A 23,496-nucleotide genomic window follows, 5' to 3' on the forward strand; every position below is an offset into this window, starting at 1 on the left:
ATATTTAATTTTTTAATAGAAATTTGGGCGTTCCCTAAAGGTCAGGCTTTCCGCTAAATCTTTTCAGCTTGGCACACCTCAACAAGCTCAGTCAACCAAGCAAAAAAGGATACCGCTGCAATCCTTAACGCAAAAAAAAAGAGACAAACTTTTAATTCACCTCTTTTATATATTATGCTTGTCCCGTAGGTCCAAAATTCATTGGAATTGGTGGGTTTTCAGGTTCATTTATTTTCCCATTGGCATTTTCAAAACGCTTAACGTTATCCGCCAATGCTTTGGCCAATCGCTTGGCATGCTCTGGTGTTAAAATAATTCTCGATTTTACTTTTGCCTTAGGTGTTCCTGGCATCACATTAATAAAATCAACAATAAATTCTGATACAGAATGATTGATTATCGCTAAATTGGAATAGGTTCCTTCGGCAATGGTCTCATCCAATTCTATATTCAATTGACCATCTTTATTTTGTTCTTCGTTCATTCGATAAATATAAATAATTTGTAGCAAAAAAAAAGATTGGTTCACAAAATTTGTGAACCAATCTTCCTATTAAATATCGTCTTTAAACTTTCGTTTTAAGAACCAAACTTTTACAAGTTTTCTTCTATCTCCTCTTTCGGTCCAACAATAATATTGTTGTAACTTCTCATTCCTGTACCTGCTGGAATTCTCTTACCAACAATTACATTTTCTTTCAATCCTTCAAGAGTATCAACTTTACCGCTTACCGCAGCTTCATTTAATACTTTTGTAGTTTCCTGGAACGATGCAGCCGAAATAAATGACTTCGTTTGAAGTGAAGCTCTTGTAATACCTTGTAAAATTTGCTCAGCCGTTGCTGGTCTAGCATCTCTTGCAGTAACAAGTTCTTTATCTTCTCTGCGCAACAATGAGTTCTCATCTCTTAATTTACGAGCTGTAATAATTTGACCAGATTTCAATTCATCAGAACCTCCAACCTCTTCAACTACTTTCATACCGTAAATTGCGTCATTTTGCTCAATAAAGTCATTTTTATGAACCAATGCATTCTCTAAGAATAAAGTATCTCCAGAGTCCATAATTCTAACTTTACGCATCATTTGACGAACAACAACCTCAAAATGCTTGTCATTAATTCTTACCCCTTGTAAACGGTATACCTCTTGAATTTCATTGACCAAGTACTCTTGTACTTTAGATGGTCCTTGAATTTTTAAGATATCGTTTGGTGTAACAGCTCCATCAGACAATGGCATACCTGCTTTGATAAAATCGTTTTCTTGAACTAAGATTTGATTAGAAAGTTTTACTAAATACTTTTTAATATCTCCTAATTTAGACTCAACGATAATTTCACGGTTACCACGTTTAATTTTACCAAAAGAAACAACACCATCCGTTTCAGCTACAACAGCTGGATTAGAAGGGTTACGTGCTTCAAACAATTCTGTTACACGTGGCAAACCTCCTGTAATATCCCCTGCTTTACCCGACTTACGTGGAATCTTAACTAAGACTTTACCTGATTCTATTTCTTCACCATCATCAATCATTAAGTGAGATCCTAATGGTAAACTGTACGAACGTAAAGCTTCTCCATCTTTTCCTTCAATAATCAATGCAGGAATAATTTTCTTATTCTTAGATTCTGTAATTACTTTCTCTTGGAATCCTGTTTGCTCATCAATTTCTACAGCAAAGTTGATTCCTTTTTGAACATTGTCAAAAACAATCTTACCTGCAAATTCAGAAACGATGGTACCATTAAAGGCATCCCATTGACAAACTACTTCTCCTTTTTTAATTTTCTTCTTTCCTTTAATAAAGACATGAGAACCATAAGGAATGTTGTTTGTACTTAATACCAATCCAGTTACTTCATCAATAACTTTAATTTCAGAAGTTCTAGAAATTACGATATCAACTTTGTTTCCTTGAGCATCTTCTCCTTCAACAGTATTTAAATCTTCAATTTCAACTTTACCACCAAACTTAGCGATCAATTTGTTATCTTCAGAAATATTACCCGCTACCCCACCAACGTGGAATGTTCTTAATGTTAACTGTGTACCAGGCTCTCCAATTGACTGTGCTGCAATAACACCAACAGATTCACCTCTTTGTACCATGGTACGAGTTGATAAACTCTGACCATAACAACTAGCACAAATTCCTCTTGTAGCCTCACATGTTAATGGAGAACGTACTTCAACTGTATCTACACCAGCATCTTGAATTATTTTTGCTAATTCATCTGTAATTAACTGTGAAGCTCCTAAAAGAACTTCTTTCGTTAATGGATGGTATACATCATGCAATGTAAAACGACCAACGATTCTTTCCTCTAAAGATTCAACAATCTCATCGTTCTTTTTCAATGGAGCAACTTCTAAACCTCTTAAAGTTCCACAGTCTTCTTCATTAACAATTACATCTTGTGCAACATCTACCAAACGACGTGTTAGGTATCCTGCATCGGCCGTTTTCAAAGCCGTATCTGCAAGTCCTTTACGTGCACCGTGTGTAGAGATAAAGTATTCCAAAATTGATAAACCTTCCTTAAAGTTCGAAAGAATTGGATTTTCAATAATTTCCCCTCCAGATGCAGTAGACTTCTTAGGCTTCGCCATCAATCCACGCATACCTGTTAACTGACGAATTTGCTCTTTCGATCCACGCGCTCCAGAATCAAGCATCATATATACTGAGTTAAATCCTTGTTGATCTTCACGCAAACGTTTCATAGACAATTCTGTCAAACGGTTGTTTGTTGATCCCCAAATATCAATAACCTGGTTGTAACGCTCTTTGTTTGTTAACATACCCATGTTGTAGTTAGACATGATGATGTCAACTTCAGCATTTGCAGCATCAATCATTCCTTGCTTTTCAGCAGGTATAATGATATCTCCTAAACTAAATGACAAACCACCACGGAATGCAAACATGAATCCCATTGTTTTAATATCATCCAAGAATTTACCTGTTGTAGGAATATCTGTTGCTTTTAAAATAGCACCAATAATATCTCTCAAGTTTTTCTTAGTCAATACTTCATTGATATATCCAGCTTTGGCAGGAACAACTTCATTAATCAATACTCTACCTACAGTAGTTTTGATTATTCTAGTTACTTGTTCTCCATTTTCGTCAATATCTTGTGTTCTTACTTTAATTCCAGCATTCAAATCTACCGCCTCTTCATTGTAAGCAATATTTACTTCTTCTGGAGAATAGAATGTCAATCCTTCACCTTTAATTGGCACTTCAGGAGTTGAAATTCTTTCTTTCGTCATATAGTACAATCCAAGTACCATATCCTGAGAAGGAACTGTTACTGGCGCACCATTGGCTGGATTCAAAATATTGTGTGATGCTAATAATAACATCTGAGCTTCTAAAATAGCTTCAGGTCCTAATGGCAAGTGAACCGCCATTTGATCCCCATCAAAATCGGCATTAAAGGCCGCACAAGCTAATGGGTGCAATTGAATTGCTTTACCTTCAATTAATTTAGGTTGGAAAGCTTGGATTCCCAAACGGTGCAACGTAGGTGCACGGTTTAGCAATACAGGATGTCCTTTTAAAACATTCTCCAAAATATCCCAAACAACTGGCTCTTTTTTATCTATAATTTTCTTTGCAGATTTTACAGTCTTAACAATTCCTCTTTCAATCAACTTACGAATGATAAAAGGTTTGTACAATTCTGCTGCCATTTCTTTTGGCAATCCACATTCTGACAATTTCATTTCTGGTCCAACAACAATTACAGAACGTGCAGAATAATCAACACGTTTCCCCAATAAGTTTTGACGGAAACGACCTTGCTTCCCTTTTAATGAATCTGATAAAGATTTCAAAGGTCTATTAGATTCAGTTTTTACTGCTGAAGCTTTACGTGTATTGTCAAACAATGAATCTACAGATTCTTGTAACATACGTTTTTCATTACGTAAAATAACTTCAGGAGCTTGAATTTCCATCAATCGTTTCAAACGATTGTTACGGATAATTACTCTACGGTACAAATCATTTAAATCTGAAGTCGCAAAACGACCACCATCTAATGGCACCAATGGACGCAATTCTGGTGGTATCACTGGAATTGCTTTTAAAATCATCCAAGCAGGACTGTTCTCTCTATTTTTTGTAGAATCTCTGAACGCTTCAACAACATTCAAACGTTTTAAGGCTTCTGTTTTACGTTGCTTAGAAGTTTCTGTATTAGCTTTATGACGTAATTCATAAGACAATGAATCTAAATCAATACGGTCTAATAAATCAATCAAACACTCAGCACCCATCTTAGCGATGAATTTGTTAGGGTCTGAATCTTCTAAATAACGATTTTCTTGAGGAATCGTTTCTAAAATATCTAAGTACTCTTCTTCCGTTAAGAAGTCCATTTTAGACAATGGAGTACCATCTAAATTAGAAGCAATACCCGGCTGAATTACGACATAACGTTCGTAATAAATAATCATGTCTAATTTTTTAGATGGCAAACCTAAAAGGTATCCCATTTTATTAGGCAATGATCTAAAGTACCAGATATGCGCAATTGGCACTACCAAATTGATATGTCCAACTCGATCTCTACGTACTTTTTTCTCCGTTACTTCAACACCACAACGGTCACAAACGATTCCTTTATAACGGATTCTTTTGTATTTTCCACAAGCACATTCAAAATCCTTGATAGGACCAAAAATACGCTCACAAAACAAACCATCTCTTTCTGGTTTATGCGTACGGTAATTAATTGTTTCTGGTTTTAACACTTCTCCTTTAGAAATATCTAAGATAGATTCTGGAGAGGCTAAACCGATAGAAATTTTACTGAATTTCTTAACAGTGTATTTATCTTCTTTTCTTGCCATGGTATATAATGGATTCGAATTTAAATGTAAATTTTTAATATGCCTATTTCAACTAAGCTTGTAAAATGGCGAAGTACCGAAATACTTCGCCTTTAAACTTTAGTCTTCTAATCTTACGTCTAATCCTAAACCTTTCAGTTCGTGCATTAATACGTTGAATGATTCTGGTAAACCTGGTTCCGGCATTTGCTCTCCCTTAACGATTGCCTCGTAAGTTTTCGCTCTTCCCATTACATCATCAGATTTTACAGTTAAGATTTCTCTTAGGATACTAGAAGCACCATAGGCCTCTAATGCCCATACCTCCATTTCTCCGAAACGTTGACCACCAAACTGAGCTTTACCTCCAAGTGGTTGTTGCGTAATCAATGAGTATGGTCCAATAGAACGTGCATGCATTTTATCTTCAATCATATGCCCTAGCTTAATCATATAAATGATTCCCACTGTTGCTGGTTGATCAAAACGCATTCCTGTTCCACCATCATATAAGTAAGTATGTCCAAATCTTGGTACACCTGCCTCGTCTGTTAAAGCATTGATTTGATCCAATGAAGCACCATCAAAGATAGGTGTTGCATAAGTTTGACCTAGTTTTTGACCAGCCCATCCTAATACAGTTTCATAAATCTGACCAATATTCATACGAGAAGGTACCCCTAGTGGATTCAATACAATATCTACTGGTGTTCCATCTTCTAAGAATGGCATATCTTCAGCTCTTACAATACGTGCAACAATACCCTTGTTTCCGTGACGTCCCGCCATTTTATCACCAACTTTCAACTTACGTTTTTTAGCAACATAAATTTTAGCCAATTTCAAAATACCTGCAGGCAATTCATCTCCAACAGTAATCGTAAACTTGTTACGTCTTAATGCACCTTGTAAATCACTTACTTTGATTTTATAGTTGTGAATTAATTCACCAATCAAAATATTTAAATCATCATCCGTTGTCCAAGATCCTTTTGTTAAATGTGTATAATCATTAACTGAGTTTAACATTTTTAAGGTGAATTTTTTTCCTTTAGGGAATACATCTTCACCAAGATCATTTTGAACACCTTGAGAAGTTTTTCCTGTTACTAAGTTGAATAATTTTTCAATCAATTCATCTTTTAAACTTTCAAACTTCACTGCAAAATCATTCTCAAGTTTCGCAATTTCTTCTTTATCACGAGTTCTTTTAGATTTATCTTTTACAGCTCTTTGGAATAATTTTTTATCAATTACAACACCTCTTAATGATGGAGAAGCTTTTAAAGATGCATCTTTTACATCACCAGCTTTATCGCCAAAAATAGCACGCAATAATTTTTCTTCCGGCGTAGGATCAGATTCTCCTTTTGGTGTAATTTTACCAATAAGAATATCTCCAGGTTTTACCTCTGCACCTACACGAATCATTCCGTTTTCATCTAAATCTTTTGTAGCTTCTTCTGAAACATTAGGGATATCATTTGTCAACTCTTCGTTTCCTAATTTCGTATCTCTAACGTCTAATGAATATTCATCAATATGAATAGATGTAAAAATATCTTCTCTAACTACTCTTTCAGAAATTACAATCGCATCCTCAAAGTTATACCCTTTCCAAGGCATAAAGGCTACTTTCATATTTCTACCTAAGGCCAATTCACCTTTTTGAGTAGCATATCCTTCACAAAGAACTTGTCCTTCTTCAACTCTATCCCCTTGCTTTACAATAGGTTTCAAGTTGATATTTGTTCCTTGATTGGTTTTTCTAAATTTAATTAAGTTGTAAGATTTCTCATCTACATCAAAACTAACCAAACGTTCTTCTTCAGTTCTGTCATATTTGATGGTAATTTTATTAGCATCAACATACTGAACGACTCCTGAACCTTCTGCATTAATTAAAATACGAGAATCTTTTGCAACTCTTCTTTCCAATCCAGTTCCTACAATAGGAGCTTCTGGACGTAATAATGGTACCGCTTGACGCATCATATTTGATCCCATCAAAGCACGGTTGGCATCATCATGTTCCAAGAAAGGAATTAAAGAAGCTGAAATCGAAGCAATCTGATTTGGAGATACATCCATATAGCTCAATGCTGTTGGATCAATTACCGGATAATCAGCCTCTTCTCTAGCAATAATTTTGTCTTGAACAAAACTACCATCAGGATTCAACTTTAAGTTAGATTGGGCAAACTTGTGGCCTTCCTCTTCTTCCGCACTTAAATAAATAGGTGCTTCTTCTTGATTTACAATACCATTAGTTACTTTTCTATAAGCAGTTTCAATAAAACCTAAGTGGTTTACTTTTGCATATACTGCTAAAGAAGAGATCAAACCAATATTTGGTCCCTCTGGTGTTTCAATCGGACATAAACGACCGTAATGTGTATAATGTACATCACGAACCTCAAATCCTGCTCTTTCTCTTGAAAGTCCACCAGGTCCTAAGGCAGATAATCTACGCTTATGAGTAATCTCTGCTAATGGATTCGTTTGATCCATAAATTGAGACAATTGGTTGGTTCCAAAGAACGAATTAATTACAGAAGACAAAGTCTTTGCATTAATAAGGTCAATAGGTGTAAATACCTCATTGTCACGAACATTCATTCTTTCACGAATTGTACGTGCCATTCTAGATAAACCTACGCCAAACTGACTAGCCAATTGCTCACCTACCGTTCTTACACGACGGTTAGACAAGTGATCAATATCATCAACTTCAGCTTTCGAGTTAATCAACTCGATCAAATACTTGATGATGGTAATGATATCATTTTTAGTTAAAACTTTCGCGTCTAAAGACTCATCCAGTTGTAACTTTTTATTCATTCTATAACGTCCTACTTCTCCTAAATTATAACGTTGTTCTGAGAAGAACAATTTGTCAATAATTCCACGAGCCGTTTCCTCATCAGGCGGTTCCGCATTACGAAGTTGACGGTAAATATGTTCAACAGCTTCTTTTTCAGAGTTTGTTGGATCTTTTTGTAAAGTATTGTGAATGATTGCATAATCTGCCATTTCATTCTCAACTTTGTGCAATAAAACAGTCTTAGCACCAGAATCGATAATTTCATCGATATGTTCTTTTTCAAGAATAATATCACGATCCAATACAATTTCGTTTCTTTCAATAGAGACAACTTCTCCAGTATCTTCATCAACGAAATCTTCATGCCATGTTTTTAAAACACGTGCCGCTAATTTGCGACCTAAAATTTTCTTTAAACCACTTTTAGAAACTTTTACTTCCTCAGCAAGGTCGAAAATTTCTAATATATCTTTATCTCTTTCAAATCCGATAGCACGGAATAAAGTAGTAACTGGTAATTTTTTCTTTCTATCAATATAAGCATACATTACTTGATTGATATCAGTTGCAAATTCTATCCAAGATCCTTTAAAAGGAATAACTCTTGCAGAGTATAACTTGGTTCCATTTGCGTGGAATGATTGTCCAAAAAATACACCAGGAGAACGGTGTAATTGAGACACAACAACTCTTTCTGCACCGTTAATAACGAAAGTACCAGAGTTTGTCATATAAGGAATTGTTCCTAAATAAACATCTTGTACAATTGTTTCGAAATCCTCATGTTCAGGATCGGTACAGTATAATTTTAATCGTGCTTTTAAAGGAACACTATGTGTTAACCCTCTTTCGATACACTCTTGAATTGAATATCTAGGTGGATCTACAAAGTAGTCTAGAAATTCTAATACAAAGTTGTTTCTTGTATCTGTAATTGGAAAATTGTCCATAAAGGTTTTGTATAAACCTTCATCACCTCGCTCGTCAGCTTTTGTTTTTAACTGGAAAAAATCTTGGAAAGATTTAATTTGGATATCCAAGAAGTCTGGATATTCCATTGCCAGTTTAGCCGATGCAAAGCTTATTCTTTCAGTACTATTTTTCGTTGCCAAAGGAGAAAAAATTTTAGTTAAAATTCTGTATTAAATAAAGAATAAAATATATATGCAAAAAATGGTTTAGGTCTAAAGGAGGATATCCTTAAGACCTAAACCTTAATTTAATAGTTGGTTGAAGTGCTTATTTAAGCTCTACTTCAGCTCCAGCTTCTTCTAAAGATTTTACAAGACCTTCAGCCTCATCTTTAGAGATTCCTTCTTTGATTGGTGCTGGTGCACTATCAACGATACCTTTAGCTTCTTTCAATCCTAAACCAGTTAATTCTTTAACTAATTTTACAACTGCTAATTTAGAACCACCTGCTGCTTTTAAGATTACGTCAAACTCAGTTTGCTCTTCTGCTGCATCTGCTCCTCCTGCTGCTGGTCCTGCTACTGCTACTGCTGCTGCAGCTGGCTCGATACCATACTCATCTTTTAATATTGCTGCTAATTCGTTTACTTCTTTTACTGTTAAGTTAACCAACTGCTCTGCGAAATCTTTTAATTCTGCCATTTTGTGAATTTTTAATGTGTAATATAATAATTTATTTGTGCGCTTATTCTATCTCTCTGATAACGTTTTAACGATACCTGAAAGTGTTTGACCTCCTGATTGTAATGCTGAAATAACATTTTTAGCAGGCGATTGTAACAATCCAATAATCTCTCCAAGAAGTTCTTCTTTAGATTTGATATTTACAAGGTTGTCTAATTGATCGTCCCCTAAATAGATAGACTCTTCAATATAAGCACCCTTTAAAACTGGTTTGTCAGATTTTTTTCTAAACTCTTTGATAATCTTCGCAGGAGCATTTCCTGTTTCAGATAATAAGATTGATGAATTTCCTTTTAAAATAGTAGGTAATTCTCCAAACTCTTTATCAGAGTTTTCCATTGCTTTAGCAAGCAATGTATTCTTTACTACTGCCAACTGAACATTCGCTTTAAAACAAGCTCTTCTTAAGTTAGAAGTTGCTTCTGCGTTTAAACCTGATATATCAGCTACATAGATAATGCTATTATCAGTTAATTGGGCAGTTAAATCTACGATTACTTGTGATTTTTCCTCTCTTGTCATAATTTCTGAGTTTTAACTTCCGATTAATTTGATTTGATATCTACAGCTAATCCAGCACTCATAGTACTAGACATGTAAGTACTTTTGATATACGTTCCTTTTGCAGCTGTTGGCTTTAATTTGATCAACGTTTGAATCAATTCGTTTGCATTTTCTGCTATTTTCTCAGCATCAAAAGATACTTTTCCGATAGCTGCATGAACAATTCCTGTTTTATCAACTTTAAAATCAATCTTACCTGCTTTCACCTCTTTTACAGCTTTAGCTACATCCATAGTAACTGTACCTGTTTTTGGGTTAGGCATTAATCCTCTTGGTCCTAATACACGTCCTAATGGTCCTAATTTCCCCATTACAGAAGGCATTGTAATAATTACATCAACATCTGTCCATCCAGACTTGATTTTTTGTAAATACTCATCTAATCCAACGTAGTCTGCACCTGCTTCAGTTGCTTCAGCCTCTTTGTCTGGAGTAACCAACGCCAATACTTTTACGTCTTTTCCTGTTCCGTGAGGTAATGTTACAACACCACGTACCATTTGATTTGCTTTTCTAGGATCTACTCCTAAACGAACAGCTAAGTCTACAGATGCGTCAAAGTTTACCGTAGTAATTTCTTTAACCAATGCAGACGCTTCATTCAAAGAATATACTTTAGAAGGGTCTATCTTAGCTTGAGCTTCTTTTTGCTTTTTTGTTAATTTTGCCATTTCTTAAGTTTATTGTGGAGCGTCTCCTTTCATTGTAATTCCCATAGAACGTGCAGTACCTGCAATCATTCTCATAGCTGACTCGACTGTAAATGCATTTAAATCTTGCATTTTGTCTTCCGCAATAGCTTTTGCTTGGTCCCAAGTAATACTTGCAACTTTTTTACGGTTAGGTTCTCCTGATCCTTTTTTAATTTTTGCTGCTTCTAAAATTTGAACAGCTGCTGGAGGAGTTTTGATCACAAAATCAAAAGACTTATCTTTATACACAGTAATTGCTACTGGTAAGACTTTCCCTTGTTTGTCTTGAGTTCTAGCATTAAATTGCTTACAGAACTCCATAATGTTAACTCCGGCAGCACCTAAAGCAGGACCTACTGGTGGAGACGGGTTTGCCGCTCCTCCACGAACTTGTAATTTTACTACTTTACTTACTTCTTTTGCCATTTTAAAACTTATTTACTTTACATATAGTGGAAGCCATCTGTAACAGTTCTTTTATTTTACAATTATGATATTTTATCAACTTGCATATAGCTCAATTCCAATGGTGTTTTTCTTCCAAAAATCTTCACCATTACCTCAAGCTTTCTTTTTTCTTCATTTACATTTTCGATCACCCCATCGAATCCATTGAAAGGTCCATCTACAACTTTTACTGTTTCACCTACAACATATGGTATTGCCACATTGTCATTTTGAACAGCTAGTTCATCAACTTTACCTAACATGCGGTTGATTTCGCTTTTTCTCAAAGGAACAGGTTCTCCACCTTTCGTTTCTCCTAAAAAACCAATAACACCAGTTACCGATTTAATTACGTGAGGCACTTCTCCAGCAAGATTTGCTTCAACCATTATGTAACCTGGGAAATAAATACGTTCTTTATTTACTTTCTTACCGTTACGTATTTGTATAACTTTTTCTGTAGGGACTAAAACTTGCTCAACAAAATCAGACAAACCTAATCTAGAAATTTCCGTTTCTATATAAGATTTCACCTTGTTTTCTTGACCACCGATAGCTCTTACTACATACCACTTCTTAACAGAATCAGCCATATCAATTAATTAAAAATGTTGAAAAACGTATCCAAACCGCTTTGAAAAAAAGTATCTACTGCAAATACTGCTAATGCAAATATTATTGTAAAGATAGCCACAACAACTGTTGACTTTTGTGCTTCTGCTTTCGGCAACCAAGTCATGTTGGTATTTAACTCTTCAAATGATTCTTGGATATATTTTATAACACTCATTTTTTTATTTTTTTATGCACGGGCGGAGAGACTCGAACTCACGACACCTGGTTTTGGAGACCAGTGCTCTACCAACTGAGCTACGCCCGTAAAAACGAGGTGCCACTAAAGTGAAACACCTCGTATTATATTTATTGTAATGTACTACAAGATTTCAGTTACCTGACCTGCACCTACAGTTCTACCACCCTCACGGATTGCGAAACGTAAACCAACATTCATTGCAATTGGTTGGTGTAAATCTACAGTAATTGTCAAGTTATCTCCTGGCATTACCATATCAACTCCTTCAGGTAAATTAATAGTTCCTGTTACATCAGTTGTACGTACGTAAAACTGTGGACGGTAGTTGTTATGGAATGGAGTATGACGTCCACCCTCTTCTTTTTTCAATACATAAACCTCAGCTTTGAAGTGTGCATGTGGAGTTACAGAACCTGGCTTACAGATTACCATTCCTCTTTTGATATCTTCTTTAGCAATACCTCTTAATAAGATACCTGCGTTATCTCCTGCCTCACCTCTATCTAAGATTTGACGGAACATTTCAATACCTGTAATAGTAGAAGTTAATTTCTCAGCTCCCATTCCAATGATATCAACAGCGTCTCCAGTGTTAGCAATTCCAGTTTCAATACGTCCAGTTGCTACTGTACCACGACCTGTAATTGAGAATACATCCTCGATAGGCATTAAGAAATCTTTATCTACCTCTCTTAATGGCTCCTCGATCCATGCGTCACAAGCTTCCATTAATTCAAGAATTTTAGGAACCCATGTTGGATCATCATTCAATCCTCCTAATGCAGAACCTGCAATAACTGGCCCATTATCTCCATCATAGTCATAGAAAGAAAGTAAATCTCTTACTTCCATCTCAACTAATTCTAATAACTCTTCATCATCAACTAAATCTACTTTGTTCATGAATACAACAATTCTAGGAATTCCAACTTGTTTTCCTAATAAGATATGCTCTCTAGTTTGAGGCATTGGTCCATCAGTTGCAGCAACTACTAAAATTGCACCATCCATTTGAGCAGCACCCGTTACCATGTTCTTTACGTAATCCGCGTGACCTGGACAGTCAACGTGAGCGTAATGACGATTTGCAGTAGCGTACTCTACGTGAGATGTATTAATTGTAATACCTCTTTCTTTTTCTTCTGGTGCATTATCGATTTGATCAAAATCTTTAACATCACAATAACCAGCTTTTGCCAATACAGTAGTAATTGCAGCAGTTAATGTAGTTTTACCGTGATCTACGTGCCCAATAGTACCAATATTTAAATGTGGTTTCGAGCGGTCAAAAGTTCCTTTAGCCATGATTATTAATTTTAATTCTTAGTTTATTATACTTTATTTTTATTATACGCTTATTTTTTCTTTGAGCCAATGACGGGAATTGAACCCGTGACCTCTTCCTTACCAAGGAAACGCTCTACCTCTGAGCTACACCGGCCTATTTGATTTAGAGCGAAAGACCGGGTTCGAACCGGCGACATTCAGCTTGGAAGGCTGACGCTCTACCAACTGAGCTACTTTCGCATTCTAATTATCAAATTCCCTTTTTAGCATCTCTACTAAAAAATTGTGGTGAGAGAAGGATTCGAACCTTCGAAGCTTGCGCAGCAGATTTACAGTCTGCCCTCGTTGGCCACTTGAGTATCTCACCATTATTCAAAGAACAAAGTTTTTCAATTTTACAATTCAAAAAACCCCAATCTATCTTTTATACATTACCGTAAGTTAAACTTACACTTAGAGCCGATGGAGGGACTCGAACCCACGACCTGCTGATTACAAATCAGCTGCTCTAGCCAGCTGAGCTACATCGGCATCGCTGTACAAAAAACAGTCCATTATTTCTAACGGACTGCAAATGTATAAAGTTTATTTTATTACGACAAACTTTTTGTGTTTATTTTTCGTTTTTTTTAGTGCTGAAGTTCTCTTTCTTTTTCTTTTGATTTCTTTAGCAGTCTTTTCATAGAATCGACAACCGCTGAAATACCTTCTTCAAAGGTTTTATTTTCTTTCTTAACGATCAATTCACTTCCAGGTATATTGATTTTTAATTCGGTAAATTTATTCTCCTTTTCACTTGTTTTTTGAACTTTCAAAAACACTTCAGCATCAATAATCTTATCGTGATACTTTTCTAGTCCTTCTACTTTCTTCTCAACAAAATCTACTAACTTTTTGTCTGAATTAAAATTCACTGACTGTACAAATACTTTCATATACTATTATTTTTTACTCCTAGGGTGAGCTTGGTTATACACTTCCTTTAAATAATCTATACTGGTATGCGTGTAGACTTGCGTTGCGGCTAAACTAGAATGCCCTAGTAATTCCTTCACCGAATTCAAATCGGCCCCTTCATTTAACAAATGTGTTGCAAATGAATGTCTAATAACATGAGGGCTTCGCTTTACCTTTGTAGATACCCTACTAAAATATAGATTTATTATTCTATACACAAGGGTTCCATAAATTTTATTTCCTTTATTTGTAATAAAAATATTTGAAACAGTAGGGCTGAGCTTAGAACGCTCAGACAAATAAGTAATTAGCGTTTTCTTTACAGATTTCAGTAAAGGCAAATACCTTTCTTTGTTTCGTTTTCCTAAAACCTTTATCGTATTATTAGAAAGATCAACTGCTTCTTCTTTTAAGTCTATTAATTCTTGTCGCCTCATTCCTGTGGAATAAAACATTTCAACAATTAATTTGTTACGCATGGCAATAAAACCTTCTTCTTCAGGATCTATGGAAAGTACCTCTACAATTTCTTTTTCTGAAAAAGGAACCTGTACCCTTTTAGCTACTTTCAGTGCTTTGTGTTGCGCCAAGGGATTTATGCGAATTTGCTCCGTCCTTAATAAAAATTTAAAAAAACTATTTAAAGAACTTACTTTTCTATTCACTGTCCTATTCGAAACACCATCCTCTACCAAACTAACAATCCAACTTCTAACCAATGGATAGCGCAAACTATTTAAATTATCGGTATCAAACTCGTGCATACAGAATTCTAAAAAAACTGAAATATCCTTTCTATAAGCAGCAACTGTATGTGCTGAATATTTTTTTTCAAATTCGATATAGGCTATAAATTGATCTAATTCCATATAATTATGCTTGCAAACAAATCTACAGTTATTATCACAACAAAAAAAGCCTGTTACTATAGTAGTAACAGGCTTCGTTTTCTTTGCGATCGATTAACTCAACTCTTCGTTTGTTCTTAATCTTTGGATATATTTCGCTTTTATTCTTTGCTTACGGTTTGTAACAGACGGTTTATTGAACTGCTGACGCTCACGTAATTGACGCATCGTTTTCGTGCGATCGAATTTTCTCTTAAAACGTTTTAACGCTCTATCGATATTTTCTCCTTCTTTAATAGGTATAATTAACATTGTGTATCACCTCCCTTCATCGTACTCTCTTTAAATATGATTTAAAATAAAAATTAGTAATCAATTTTTATTCGTTTCGTTTTCTAATTTGGATTGCAAAAGTACAACTAATTTCTAATTGCACCATCTTTTTCTAATCTTTTAATATTTTTCTTGAAATCACCACTTTTTGAATCTCTGTTGTCCCCTCTCCAATCGTACACAGCTTAGAATCTCTATAAAATTTTTCAACAGGAAAATCCTTTGTATAACCATAACCACCATGTATCTGAACCGCTTCATTGGCTGTTCTCACGCAACATTCTGAAGCATACATTTTTGCCATCGCTCCAATTTTTGTCATGGGTTTATTTGCGTTTTTAAGAGCAGACGCTTTATGAATCAGCAACTCAGAAGCTTCAATTTCAGTAGCCATATCTGCCAATTTAAAAGAAATTCCTTGAAATGAAGAGATAGGTTTTCCAAATTGCACTCGCTCTTTTGAATACTTCAAAGCAGCTTCATAAGCTCCTTTTGCAATTCCTAGAGATAAGGCTGCAATAGAAATCCGCCCCCCATCAAGAACTTTCATAGATTGAATAAATCCATCTCCGACTTCTCCTAAAACATGATCTTTATGAATTCTGCAATTATCAAAAATCAGCTCTGCTGTTTCCGAAGCTCGCATCCCTAATTTATCTTCTTTTTTACCTGAACTAAAACCTTTTGTTCCTTTTTCAACAACAAAAGCCGTCATTCCATGTGAATCTCCTTTTTCACCTGTTCTAACTATGACAACAGCTACATCTCCACTAATAGCATGTGTAATAAAATTTTTAGCGCCATTTAACACATAATAATCACCATCTTTTACCGCAGTGGTACTCATACCCCCCGCATCAGATCCTGTATTGTGTTCTGTCAAACCCCAAGCACCAATAAATTCGCCACTAGCAAGTTTTGGCAGCCATTTTCTTTTTTGTTCTTCAGAACCGAACTGCATGATATGCCCTGTACACAATGAATTATGTGCCGCTACAGACAAACCAATGGCACCACAAACCTTAGATATTTCTTCTAAAATTAAAACATACTCATGATAGCCTAAGCCAGATCCTCCATATTCCTCAGGTACCATTACCCCCATAAAACCCATATCTCCAATTTGACGAAACAAATCAACAGGAAAAATTTGTTTTTCATCCCATTCCATGATGTATGGTTTGATATGTGTCTTTGCAAAATCTTTTACAGACGCTGCAATCATTATTTGTGTTTCTGTATATTCGAAATTCATGAAGAATGTTTTGTTTATCTTTTTGTCTTATTTATTAAACAAAAATACGACCTATTTATTCAGCTTGCAAATATAAAACTATTCTATCGTATTTTTCCACGGGAAAACCTTCTATTTTTTTTAATTCTTTTACGTCTTGAATTTTAGCGACAGAATTTTTATAATTAAAAAGTAATTTAGTTGTTTTATAATCTAAATAGGGCGTTGCCAATACCTCCTTAAAACTAGCTGTATTGATATTTATTTTTTTGATTGATGGTTTTGATTGAATGCTAAATTTCTTTAGAATTTGTTCAACCACCTCCGGTTTTAATCCCCAAACTTCTTGCAATTGGTTTCCGTATGTAAATCCTTTTAGGCGACTTCTATATTTTACAATTCTTTCACCCAAAACATTACCTACACCTTTTACACTCTTAAAATCTTCAATCGAAGCTTTGTTTAGATCTTTAGATATGACCTTAACTTTAAGCTTCCTTTTTATTTCTTTCCGCTTCGGATATTTCAATTTCTCTTTTAAAACCGCCGCTAAACTATCTGAAACTCCTGTTACATTCCTAAAATCTTCAATGTCATATATTTTATTTCCGGTCTTTCGAAACTCAAGCAACCTATCAATTTCATCCAAATTTAAACCCAATGCATAGCCAGACTCATCAGTCATATAATTCGGATTCAACAAAAATACTTTCTTAGCTTTATTCTTCAATTCGGCAAGCGAATCCAATTGCATTTGCAACTTTATAAAGTCGTCTGGAACAACCTTCTTTTCTTCACCAGAGAAGTCTACAAATAGATATACCCCTTGTAAAATTAACAGCAATACTAGTAAAAAGAAAATCCCATTTCTTTGGCGTTTGTTATACCTGAAATGAGATTTAAATGAATTCATACTTTTAATTTTTTATCACTTGCTTTTCGCAATTGCTTTTAAATATCTTTTTAATTCTAATTGAACTTTTGGTGCCAACAATAACAATCCAAGAACATTTGGAAATACCATAGCAAAAATCATAGCATCAGAGAATTCAACAACAGAATTTAAACTTGAAGAAGCTCCTACAATTACAAATAACAAAAACAATCCTTTGTATGTTAAATCTGCTGCTTTCCCTTTTCCAAATAAATATTTCCATCCTTGAATACCATAGTAAGACCAAGATAACATGGTTGAAAATGCAAATAAAATCACGGCTATCGTTAAAATAAGTGAGAAATTGGGTATTGCAGAATCAAATGCGACCGAAGTCAAATCGACACCCCCCAGTTTTTCACCTGTCTCATTCATGATTACATTACTTCCTTCTAAATTACCATAACTAAATAAATTACTTTTTAAATTGGTCACCACAATTACCAGAGCGGTCATGGTACAAATAACAACCGTATCTACAAAAGGCCCTATGGAAGCAACAATTCCTTCACTTGCAGGAAATCTTGTTTTTACAGCAGCATGAGCAATGGAAGCCGAACCAACACCTGCTTCATTCGAGAAGGCTGCTCTTTGAAAACCAACAATCATAACTCCAAAAATTCCTCCAGTTACCGCCTTACTACCAAAGGCACTTGACCAAATTTGTGCAATTCCTTCGGGAAGCATATCGATGTTCATTCCTAAAATAACCAATGCCGCACCTACATAGATAATCCCCATAAAAGGCACTACTTTTTCTGTAACCTGACCAATACGTTTAATTCCACCTATAATTACGACACCTACTAAAACGGCCATTACCAATCCGAACCAGAAACCACTTTCGACTCCGAATAAAACTTTTAATTGTGCTGCGGCTTGATTGGATTGAAACATGTTTCCACCACCAAAAGATCCTCCGACCACAAAAATGGCTAAGAGAACAGCCAGCACTTTTCCTAATCCGCCTAAATTCTTTTCTTTCAATCCTTTTTTCAAATAATACATCGGACCGCCATATACTTTTCCATCAGGACCAATTTCTCTATACTTTACCCCCAAGGTCGCTTCTACTAATTTTGTTGACATTCCTAAAAAACCAGCCAATATCATCCACAAAGTAGCTCCAGGACCACCAATAGCAATAGCCACGGCAACACCTGCAATATTTCCTAAACCTACCGTTGCAGATAGCGCTGCTGTTAATGCCTGAAAATGCGTAACCTCACCCACGACTCCTTCTACTGTAGGTGTTTCAAAAACATCGCCACCAGGAGTCGAATCTCCAGCTACTTCTTCCACCGTATGATGATCCACAGCATCGTATTTTCCACGTGCTGCATTTATAGCAACTCCTAACAACCTTACGTTGGCAAACTTAAAATACAAGGTAAAGAACAAAGCTCCGAGCAGTAAAACAATTAACACAATGGGAACACTGTTTCCTACAATAGATATAGGATAAAAAACGATGGAACCGATCCAATCCGCAAATGGTTTAAAACCAGATTCTATTCTTTCATCAATAGACATTTCCTTAGCAAAAGTTAGAAATGGTAACATGGTTAACAATAAGGTGGTTATTCGTTTTCGTTTCATATAGTTGTTAATTTTTAAATTAAATGCGCCTGTATAGGAACTATTTTTTGTTCTAATTTAGAACAATACTTACATATTAAGTAATACTCTTAAAATATTTCTTTTATTTTTTTTATTTGCTCTGGTCTTCCTAAAACAATTAAATTTGAATTAAGCTCTAAAACCAAATCAGATGAAGGATTGATAATATAATCATCTTCTGCTGTTATAAATCCAATAACACTACAGCCTGTTTTTCTTCTTAAATCTAAATCTCTTATGGATTTCATTAAATATTCTTTTGGCAAATCTTTTACCGCTATTTCTTCTAAGTTTGCGCTACTTTCTCCTTCAAAAGAAATTCTTTTTACAAATTCAATCAAATCTGGAGTTACCACCAATGAAGCCATATAATCACCTCCCAATTTATCGGGCATGATAACATTGTCTGCTCCAGCAATCATTAATTTTTTTTGTGTAGATTCATTTGTGGCTCGACTTACAATAGTCATGCTTTTATTTAATTGTCGAGACGAAAGCACCACATACAGGTTATCGGAATCTGAAGGCAAAGCCGTAATTAAATTCCCTGCATTTTTTATTCCAGCAGCTTCCAAAGTTTCATCGTCGGTGGCATCTCCTTCAATCACTAAAAAACCATCCTCTGCAATTTCCTTTAACAATTCCGAAGAACGCTCAATAACTACACACGATTTTTTAAAATTTTTCAATTTAGCAGCTGCTTGTCTACCATTTCTACCATAACCACAAACAATAGTATGCCCTTCCAGTTTGCCAATGGTTTTTAATATTTTATTAATTCTTAATTCTTCCATCAATGTGCTATTTGATAAATATTCTGAAACGACGGTGACCACATATCCATAAATACTAATACTTGTCAATATTAAAAAAATAGTGAAAATTTTAGCATTAGCATCCAAGGGCTGCACTTCACTAAAACCCACCGTTGTTATAGTGATTATGGTCATGTACAAACCATCCACAAAAGTAAAACCGAAGAAATAACTATAACCAATAACCCCGATTACAATTATACTTAAAAAAAGTAAAATGGCCTTGTAAATTCTAGATGTCAAATTAACTAAACTTTTATATTACAAATCAAAAACAGAGGTTCTTTTGGTGTACACCATATCCTTCAATTTTAGCAAAAAAGCCAAAGTTAAATACACTCCAAATGAAACGCCCAGTGTTACAAACGACAAATAGATAAAAAACAAACGGATGTTTTTAGCCCCAACACCTAATCGATCTGAAAACCGAGCAGACACATTAAATCCGTGGCGTTCAAAATAATGACGTAAGTTATGTATGATTTTCATTCCTGATTTTTGATTACGCAATATACTGAAAGTAATTTGTGTAATCACTTTTTTGAAGCAACAATTAGTTACACCCCTTCAAACAAATTTCTGAAGGCTATTATTTTTCTATTACTCAATTCATTTCGCAAATCTCCACACTTAAGTTCACCTCATTTATTTATATTTGCTTTTTTCAAAATCTCCTATGTCAGATCAGCAAGAATATATTGAAGTTTTAGGTGCAAGAGCACACAATTTAAAAAATATTGATGTCAAAATACCTCGAGAAAAATTGGTGGTTATTACCGGCTTAAGTGGTAGTGGAAAATCTTCCTTGGCATTTGACACAATCTATGCTGAAGGACAAAGACGGTATATTGAAACCTTTTCGGCCTATGCCCGACAGTTTTTAGGAGGTTTAGAAAGACCTGATGTAGATAAAATTGACGGTTTGTCGCCTGTAATTTCTATTGAACAAAAAACGACTAACAAAAACCCACGATCAACGGTTGGAACGATTACAGAAATCTATGATTTTTTACGTTTACTTTTTGCAAGGGCTGCTGATGCCTATTCTTATGTCACCAACGAAAAGATGGTTAGCTATAGTGATGCGCAAATTCGAGATTTAATACTAGAGGTTTACAAGGACAAGAAAACGATTTTATTAGCGCCAATTATCAAATCGAGAAAAGGACATTACCGTGAATTGTTTGAACAAATTGCCAAACAAGGTTTTGCAAAAGTTCGTGTGGATGGAGAAATTGTAGACATTGTAAAAGGCATGCGATTGGATAGATATAAAACGCACGACATTGAAATTGTTGTCGATCGCTTATTGATCAATGACTCTGTTATCAAACGTTTGGAAGAAAGTATCAAAACAACCTTGTATGCTGGTGACAATATTTTAATGACCTTAGAGCATGATGGAGACGAGCCAAGGTATTTTAGTAAAAACTTGATGTGCCCAACTTCTGGAATTTCTTATCCAGATCCTGAGCCTAACATGTTTTCATTCAACTCACCTAAAGGTGCTTGTTCTAAATGTAACGGACTTGGCGTTATAAACGATATCAATATAGATAAAGTAATTCCAGATCCTAAAATAGCCATTAGTGCAGGAGGAATAATTCCATTAGGAGAACAAAAAAATACGTGGATTTTTAAGCAACTGCAAACTATTGCAGAACGTTTTAAATTTAAATTAACCGACCCTATTGATGAAATTCCTGCTGAAGCATTAGAAATTATTTTAAAAGGGGGCAATGAAAAGTTCGAAATCTCTTCTAAAACACTGGGTATTACCAGAAATTACGAAATAGACTTTGAAGGAATTGTATCCTTTATTACTGGGCAATATGACAATACTGAATCTACTTCTATAAAGCGCTGGGCGAAGGCTTTTATGGATCAAATAAAATGCCCAAGTTGTCATGGAAACCGCTTGAAAAAAGAAGCTTTATTTTTTAAAGTCAATGAGAAAAATATTTCTGAATTGGCACAAATGGATGTGATTGAATTGGCCAAATGGTTTGAAAACTTAGAGCCACTTCTTTCAGAAAAACAAAAAATTATTGGTTCAGAAATACTAAAAGAAATCCGTACTCGAATTCAATTTCTATTAGATGTAGGTTTGGACTACTTAACCATTGACAGAACCTCTAAATCATTATCCGGAGGAGAAGCACAACGTATTCGACTGGCAACGCAAATAGGCTCTCAATTGGTAGGTGTATTGTATATTTTAGACGAACCTAGTATTGGTTTGCATCAAAGAGATAACGAACGTTTGATCAACTCTCTAATCAAACTTCGCGATATAGGAAACTCTGTTTTGGTAGTAGAGCATGACAAAGACATGATGGAATGTGCTGATTATGTTTTAGACATTGGTCCTGGCGCAGGGAAATATGGCGGTGAAATTGTAAGCAAGGGAACCTTTAAAGAAATGATCAAAGGAGACACCCTAACAGCAGATTACCTTACAGAAAGAAAGAAAATTGAAGTCCCAAAAACACGCCGAGAAGGAAACGGAAAAAAATTAATTTTAAAAGGAGCGACAGGAAATAATTTAAAAAATGTTTCGGCGACATTTCCATTAGGAAAAATGATTTGTGTTACTGGCGTTTCAGGAAGTGGAAAATCTTCTTTGATAAACGGAACGCTATACCCTATTCTAAACAAGCATATTTATAGAGGTGTTAAAGAACCTATGCCTTACAAATCTATCAAAGGCTTGGAACATATTGATAAAATTATCGACATTGACCAATCTCCTATAGGAAGAACGCCAAGATCTAACCCTGCCACTTATACTGGCGTTTTTAGTGAAATTAGAGCTTTGTATACAAAAACGCCTGAAGCGATGATTCGTGGTTACAAAGCGGGAAGGTTTTCGTTTAATGTAAAAGGTGGGCGTTGTGAAACTTGCCAAGGAGGTGGAATGCGTATTATTGAAATGAATTTTTTACCTGATGTTTATGTGGAATGTGAAACCTGTATGGGAAAACGTTTTAACAGAGAAACACTAGAAATTCGCTACAAAGGAAAATCAATTTCTGATGTTTTAAACATGACCATCAATGAAGCGGTTCCCTTTTTTGAAGCAATACCTAAAATTCATAATAAAATAAAAACCATAAAAGATGTCGGACTGGGCTATATAACCTTAGGGCAACAGTCTACAACTTTATCTGGTGGTGAAGCACAGCGTATAAAACTAGCAGCAGAATTATCAAAAAGAGATACTGGAAACACTTTTTATATTTTAGACGAACCCACTACAGGTTTGCATTTTGAAGATATAAATGTATTGATGAAGGTGCTAAACAAGTTGACCGATAAAGGAAATACGGTTTTAATTATTGAACACAATATGGATGTAATCAAACTTGCCGATTATATTATTGACGTTGGCTTGGAAGGTGGAAAAAATGGGGGGACCATTTTATGCACAGGGACACCTGAAGAAATTGTAAAAAACAAAAAAAGCTATACAGCTAAGTTTTTAAAGAAAGAACTGCACTAGCTTTAAGCTTTGTAAAAAAGGCATTTAAAACTTAATACCGGTACAACAAAAATTAATTTCATTTTAAATTTCAACTTGGAACACAGCAATATATTGCTGAAAATATTTTACATTTAGGCAT

General features: G+C 35.0%; 19 protein-coding genes and 5 tRNA genes. 1 reads left to right on the plus strand and 23 read right to left on the minus strand.

Annotation, left to right across the window (positions count from 1 at the left end; genetic code table 11):
• Positions 1–172 precede the first annotated feature (172 nt).
• The 23 genes from FGM02_RS01325 to FGM02_RS01435 form a co-directional block, all read right to left on the minus strand.
• Positions 173–484 carry a DUF3467 domain-containing protein gene (locus tag FGM02_RS01325; RefSeq protein WP_139956194.1) on the minus strand — a complete coding sequence of 104 codons (312 nt, stop codon included), beginning with the start codon at positions 482–484 and terminating at the stop codon, positions 173–175.
• A 110-nt stretch (positions 485–594) separates the two neighbouring features.
• The gene (rpoC, locus tag FGM02_RS01330) at positions 595–4,869 is read right to left on the minus strand and encodes a DNA-directed RNA polymerase subunit beta' (protein WP_139956197.1); all 4,275 of its coding nucleotides are present in this window, start codon (positions 4,867–4,869) and stop codon (positions 595–597) included.
• A 99-nt stretch (positions 4,870–4,968) separates the two neighbouring features.
• Positions 4,969–8,784, minus strand: coding sequence for a DNA-directed RNA polymerase subunit beta (rpoB, locus tag FGM02_RS01335; RefSeq protein WP_139956199.1), 3,816 nt, complete (start codon positions 8,782–8,784; stop codon positions 4,969–4,971).
• A gap of 127 nt (positions 8,785–8,911) precedes the next feature.
• A complete protein-coding gene (gene rplL, locus FGM02_RS01340) occupies positions 8,912–9,286 on the minus strand; it encodes a 50S ribosomal protein L7/L12 (protein WP_139956201.1) in 375 nt (124 codons plus the stop codon).
• Between the two features lie 48 nt (positions 9,287–9,334).
• Complete coding sequence (gene rplJ, locus FGM02_RS01345) at positions 9,335–9,850, minus strand: 50S ribosomal protein L10 (protein ID WP_139956203.1); 516 nt, start codon at positions 9,848–9,850, stop codon at positions 9,335–9,337.
• 23 nt (positions 9,851–9,873) lie between these two features.
• On the minus strand, positions 9,874–10,563 hold the full coding sequence (gene rplA, locus FGM02_RS01350; protein ID WP_139956205.1) for a 50S ribosomal protein L1: 690 nt from the start codon (positions 10,561–10,563) through the stop codon (positions 9,874–9,876).
• A gap of 9 nt (positions 10,564–10,572) precedes the next feature.
• Positions 10,573–11,010, minus strand: a complete 438-nt coding sequence (rplK, locus tag FGM02_RS01355; protein ID WP_139956207.1) for a 50S ribosomal protein L11 — start codon at positions 11,008–11,010, stop codon at positions 10,573–10,575.
• A 62-nt stretch (positions 11,011–11,072) separates the two neighbouring features.
• A complete protein-coding gene (gene nusG, locus FGM02_RS01360; RefSeq protein ID WP_139956209.1) occupies positions 11,073–11,624 on the minus strand; it encodes a transcription termination/antitermination protein NusG in 552 nt (183 codons plus the stop codon).
• Positions 11,625–11,629: 5 nt separating this feature from the next.
• On the minus strand, positions 11,630–11,821 hold the full coding sequence (gene secE, locus FGM02_RS01365) for a preprotein translocase subunit SecE (RefSeq protein ID WP_139956211.1): 192 nt from the start codon (positions 11,819–11,821) through the stop codon (positions 11,630–11,632).
• A gap of 17 nt (positions 11,822–11,838) precedes the next feature.
• Positions 11,839–11,911 (minus strand) — tRNA-Trp (locus FGM02_RS01370).
• Between the two features lie 54 nt (positions 11,912–11,965).
• Positions 11,966–13,150: an elongation factor Tu gene (gene tuf, locus FGM02_RS01375; RefSeq protein WP_139956213.1), complete on the minus strand. Its 1,185-nt coding sequence runs from the start codon at positions 13,148–13,150 to the stop codon at positions 11,966–11,968.
• Positions 13,151–13,214: 64 nt separating this feature from the next.
• Positions 13,215–13,286: transfer RNA gene (locus FGM02_RS01380), tRNA-Thr, on the minus strand.
• A 13-nt stretch (positions 13,287–13,299) separates the two neighbouring features.
• Positions 13,300–13,372, minus strand: a tRNA-Gly gene (locus tag FGM02_RS01385).
• Between the two features lie 46 nt (positions 13,373–13,418).
• Positions 13,419–13,499: transfer RNA gene (locus tag FGM02_RS01390), tRNA-Tyr, on the minus strand.
• Between the two features lie 90 nt (positions 13,500–13,589).
• Positions 13,590–13,663, minus strand: a tRNA-Thr gene (locus FGM02_RS01395).
• Positions 13,664–13,761: 98 nt separating this feature from the next.
• A complete protein-coding gene (gene hpf / locus FGM02_RS01400; RefSeq protein ID WP_139956215.1) occupies positions 13,762–14,067 on the minus strand; it encodes a ribosome hibernation-promoting factor, HPF/YfiA family in 306 nt (101 codons plus the stop codon).
• Between the two features lie 6 nt (positions 14,068–14,073).
• A complete protein-coding gene (locus FGM02_RS01405; RefSeq protein ID WP_139956217.1) occupies positions 14,074–14,958 on the minus strand; it encodes a tyrosine-type recombinase/integrase in 885 nt (294 codons plus the stop codon).
• A gap of 93 nt (positions 14,959–15,051) precedes the next feature.
• Positions 15,052–15,249, minus strand: a complete 198-nt coding sequence (gene rpsU / locus FGM02_RS01410) for a 30S ribosomal protein S21 (RefSeq protein WP_139956219.1) — start codon at positions 15,247–15,249, stop codon at positions 15,052–15,054.
• A gap of 133 nt (positions 15,250–15,382) precedes the next feature.
• Positions 15,383–16,525, minus strand: a complete 1,143-nt coding sequence (locus FGM02_RS01415) for an acyl-CoA dehydrogenase family protein (protein ID WP_139956221.1) — start codon at positions 16,523–16,525, stop codon at positions 15,383–15,385.
• A 55-nt stretch (positions 16,526–16,580) separates the two neighbouring features.
• Positions 16,581–17,417 (minus strand): helix-hairpin-helix domain-containing protein, encoded by an 837-nt coding sequence (locus FGM02_RS01420; RefSeq protein ID WP_139956223.1) that lies wholly within the window; start codon positions 17,415–17,417, stop codon positions 16,581–16,583.
• Between the two features lie 15 nt (positions 17,418–17,432).
• Positions 17,433–19,037 carry an alanine/glycine:cation symporter family protein gene (locus FGM02_RS01425; protein ID WP_139956225.1) on the minus strand — a complete coding sequence of 535 codons (1,605 nt, stop codon included), beginning with the start codon at positions 19,035–19,037 and terminating at the stop codon, positions 17,433–17,435.
• An 89-nt stretch (positions 19,038–19,126) separates the two neighbouring features.
• The gene (locus FGM02_RS01430) at positions 19,127–20,116 is read right to left on the minus strand and encodes a potassium channel family protein (RefSeq protein ID WP_139956227.1); all 990 of its coding nucleotides are present in this window, start codon (positions 20,114–20,116) and stop codon (positions 19,127–19,129) included.
• An 18-nt stretch (positions 20,117–20,134) separates the two neighbouring features.
• Positions 20,135–20,362: a PspC domain-containing protein gene (locus FGM02_RS01435; RefSeq protein ID WP_139956229.1), complete on the minus strand. Its 228-nt coding sequence runs from the start codon at positions 20,360–20,362 to the stop codon at positions 20,135–20,137.
• A gap of 187 nt (positions 20,363–20,549) precedes the next feature.
• Between FGM02_RS01435 and uvrA the strand changes: the two genes are divergently transcribed.
• Positions 20,550–23,375 (plus strand): excinuclease ABC subunit UvrA, encoded by a 2,826-nt coding sequence (uvrA, locus tag FGM02_RS01440; protein ID WP_139956231.1) that lies wholly within the window; start codon positions 20,550–20,552, stop codon positions 23,373–23,375.
• The last annotated feature ends 121 nt before the right edge of the window (positions 23,376–23,496 follow it).

This window comes from Flavicella sediminum (genome assembly GCF_006381105.1).
Lineage (GTDB): Bacteria > Bacteroidota > Bacteroidia > Flavobacteriales > Flavobacteriaceae > Flavicella > Flavicella sediminum.

What these genes read in the sequence shown, in the direction of transcription:
- rplA (WP_139956205.1), bottom strand. Translation starts at nt 10,563, where the DNA reads ATGGCAAAATTAACAAAAAAGCAAAAAGAAGCTCAAGCTAAGATAGAC.
- rplJ (WP_139956203.1), bottom strand. Translation starts at nt 9,850, where the DNA reads ATGACAAGAGAGGAAAAATCACAAGTAATCGTAGATTTAACTGCCCAA.
- rplK (WP_139956207.1), bottom strand. Translation starts at nt 11,010, where the DNA reads ATGGCAAAAGAAGTAAGTAAAGTAGTAAAATTACAAGTTCGTGGAGGA.
- FGM02_RS01415 (WP_139956221.1), bottom strand. Translation starts at nt 16,525, where the DNA reads ATGAATTTCGAATATACAGAAACACAAATAATGATTGCAGCGTCTGTA.
- hpf (WP_139956215.1), bottom strand. Translation starts at nt 14,067, where the DNA reads ATGAAAGTATTTGTACAGTCAGTGAATTTTAATTCAGACAAAAAGTTA.
- FGM02_RS01405 (WP_139956217.1), bottom strand. Translation starts at nt 14,958, where the DNA reads ATGGAATTAGATCAATTTATAGCCTATATCGAATTTGAAAAAAAATAT.
- rplL (WP_139956201.1), bottom strand. Translation starts at nt 9,286, where the DNA reads ATGGCAGAATTAAAAGATTTCGCAGAGCAGTTGGTTAACTTAACAGTA.
- FGM02_RS01435 (WP_139956229.1), bottom strand. Translation starts at nt 20,362, where the DNA reads ATGAAAATCATACATAACTTACGTCATTATTTTGAACGCCACGGATTT.
- rpoC (WP_139956197.1), bottom strand. Translation starts at nt 4,869, where the DNA reads ATGGCAAGAAAAGAAGATAAATACACTGTTAAGAAATTCAGTAAAATT.
- secE (WP_139956211.1), bottom strand. Translation starts at nt 11,821, where the DNA reads ATGAGTGTTATAAAATATATCCAAGAATCATTTGAAGAGTTAAATACC.
- uvrA (WP_139956231.1), top strand. Translation starts at nt 20,550, where the DNA reads ATGTCAGATCAGCAAGAATATATTGAAGTTTTAGGTGCAAGAGCACAC.
- FGM02_RS01425 (WP_139956225.1), bottom strand. Translation starts at nt 19,037, where the DNA reads ATGAAACGAAAACGAATAACCACCTTATTGTTAACCATGTTACCATTT.
- rpsU (WP_139956219.1), bottom strand. Translation starts at nt 15,249, where the DNA reads ATGTTAATTATACCTATTAAAGAAGGAGAAAATATCGATAGAGCGTTA.
- nusG (WP_139956209.1), bottom strand. Translation starts at nt 11,624, where the DNA reads ATGGCTGATTCTGTTAAGAAGTGGTATGTAGTAAGAGCTATCGGTGGT.
- FGM02_RS01420 (WP_139956223.1), bottom strand. Translation starts at nt 17,417, where the DNA reads ATGAATTCATTTAAATCTCATTTCAGGTATAACAAACGCCAAAGAAAT.
- tuf (WP_139956213.1), bottom strand. Translation starts at nt 13,150, where the DNA reads ATGGCTAAAGGAACTTTTGACCGCTCGAAACCACATTTAAATATTGGT.
- FGM02_RS01325 (WP_139956194.1), bottom strand. Translation starts at nt 484, where the DNA reads ATGAACGAAGAACAAAATAAAGATGGTCAATTGAATATAGAATTGGAT.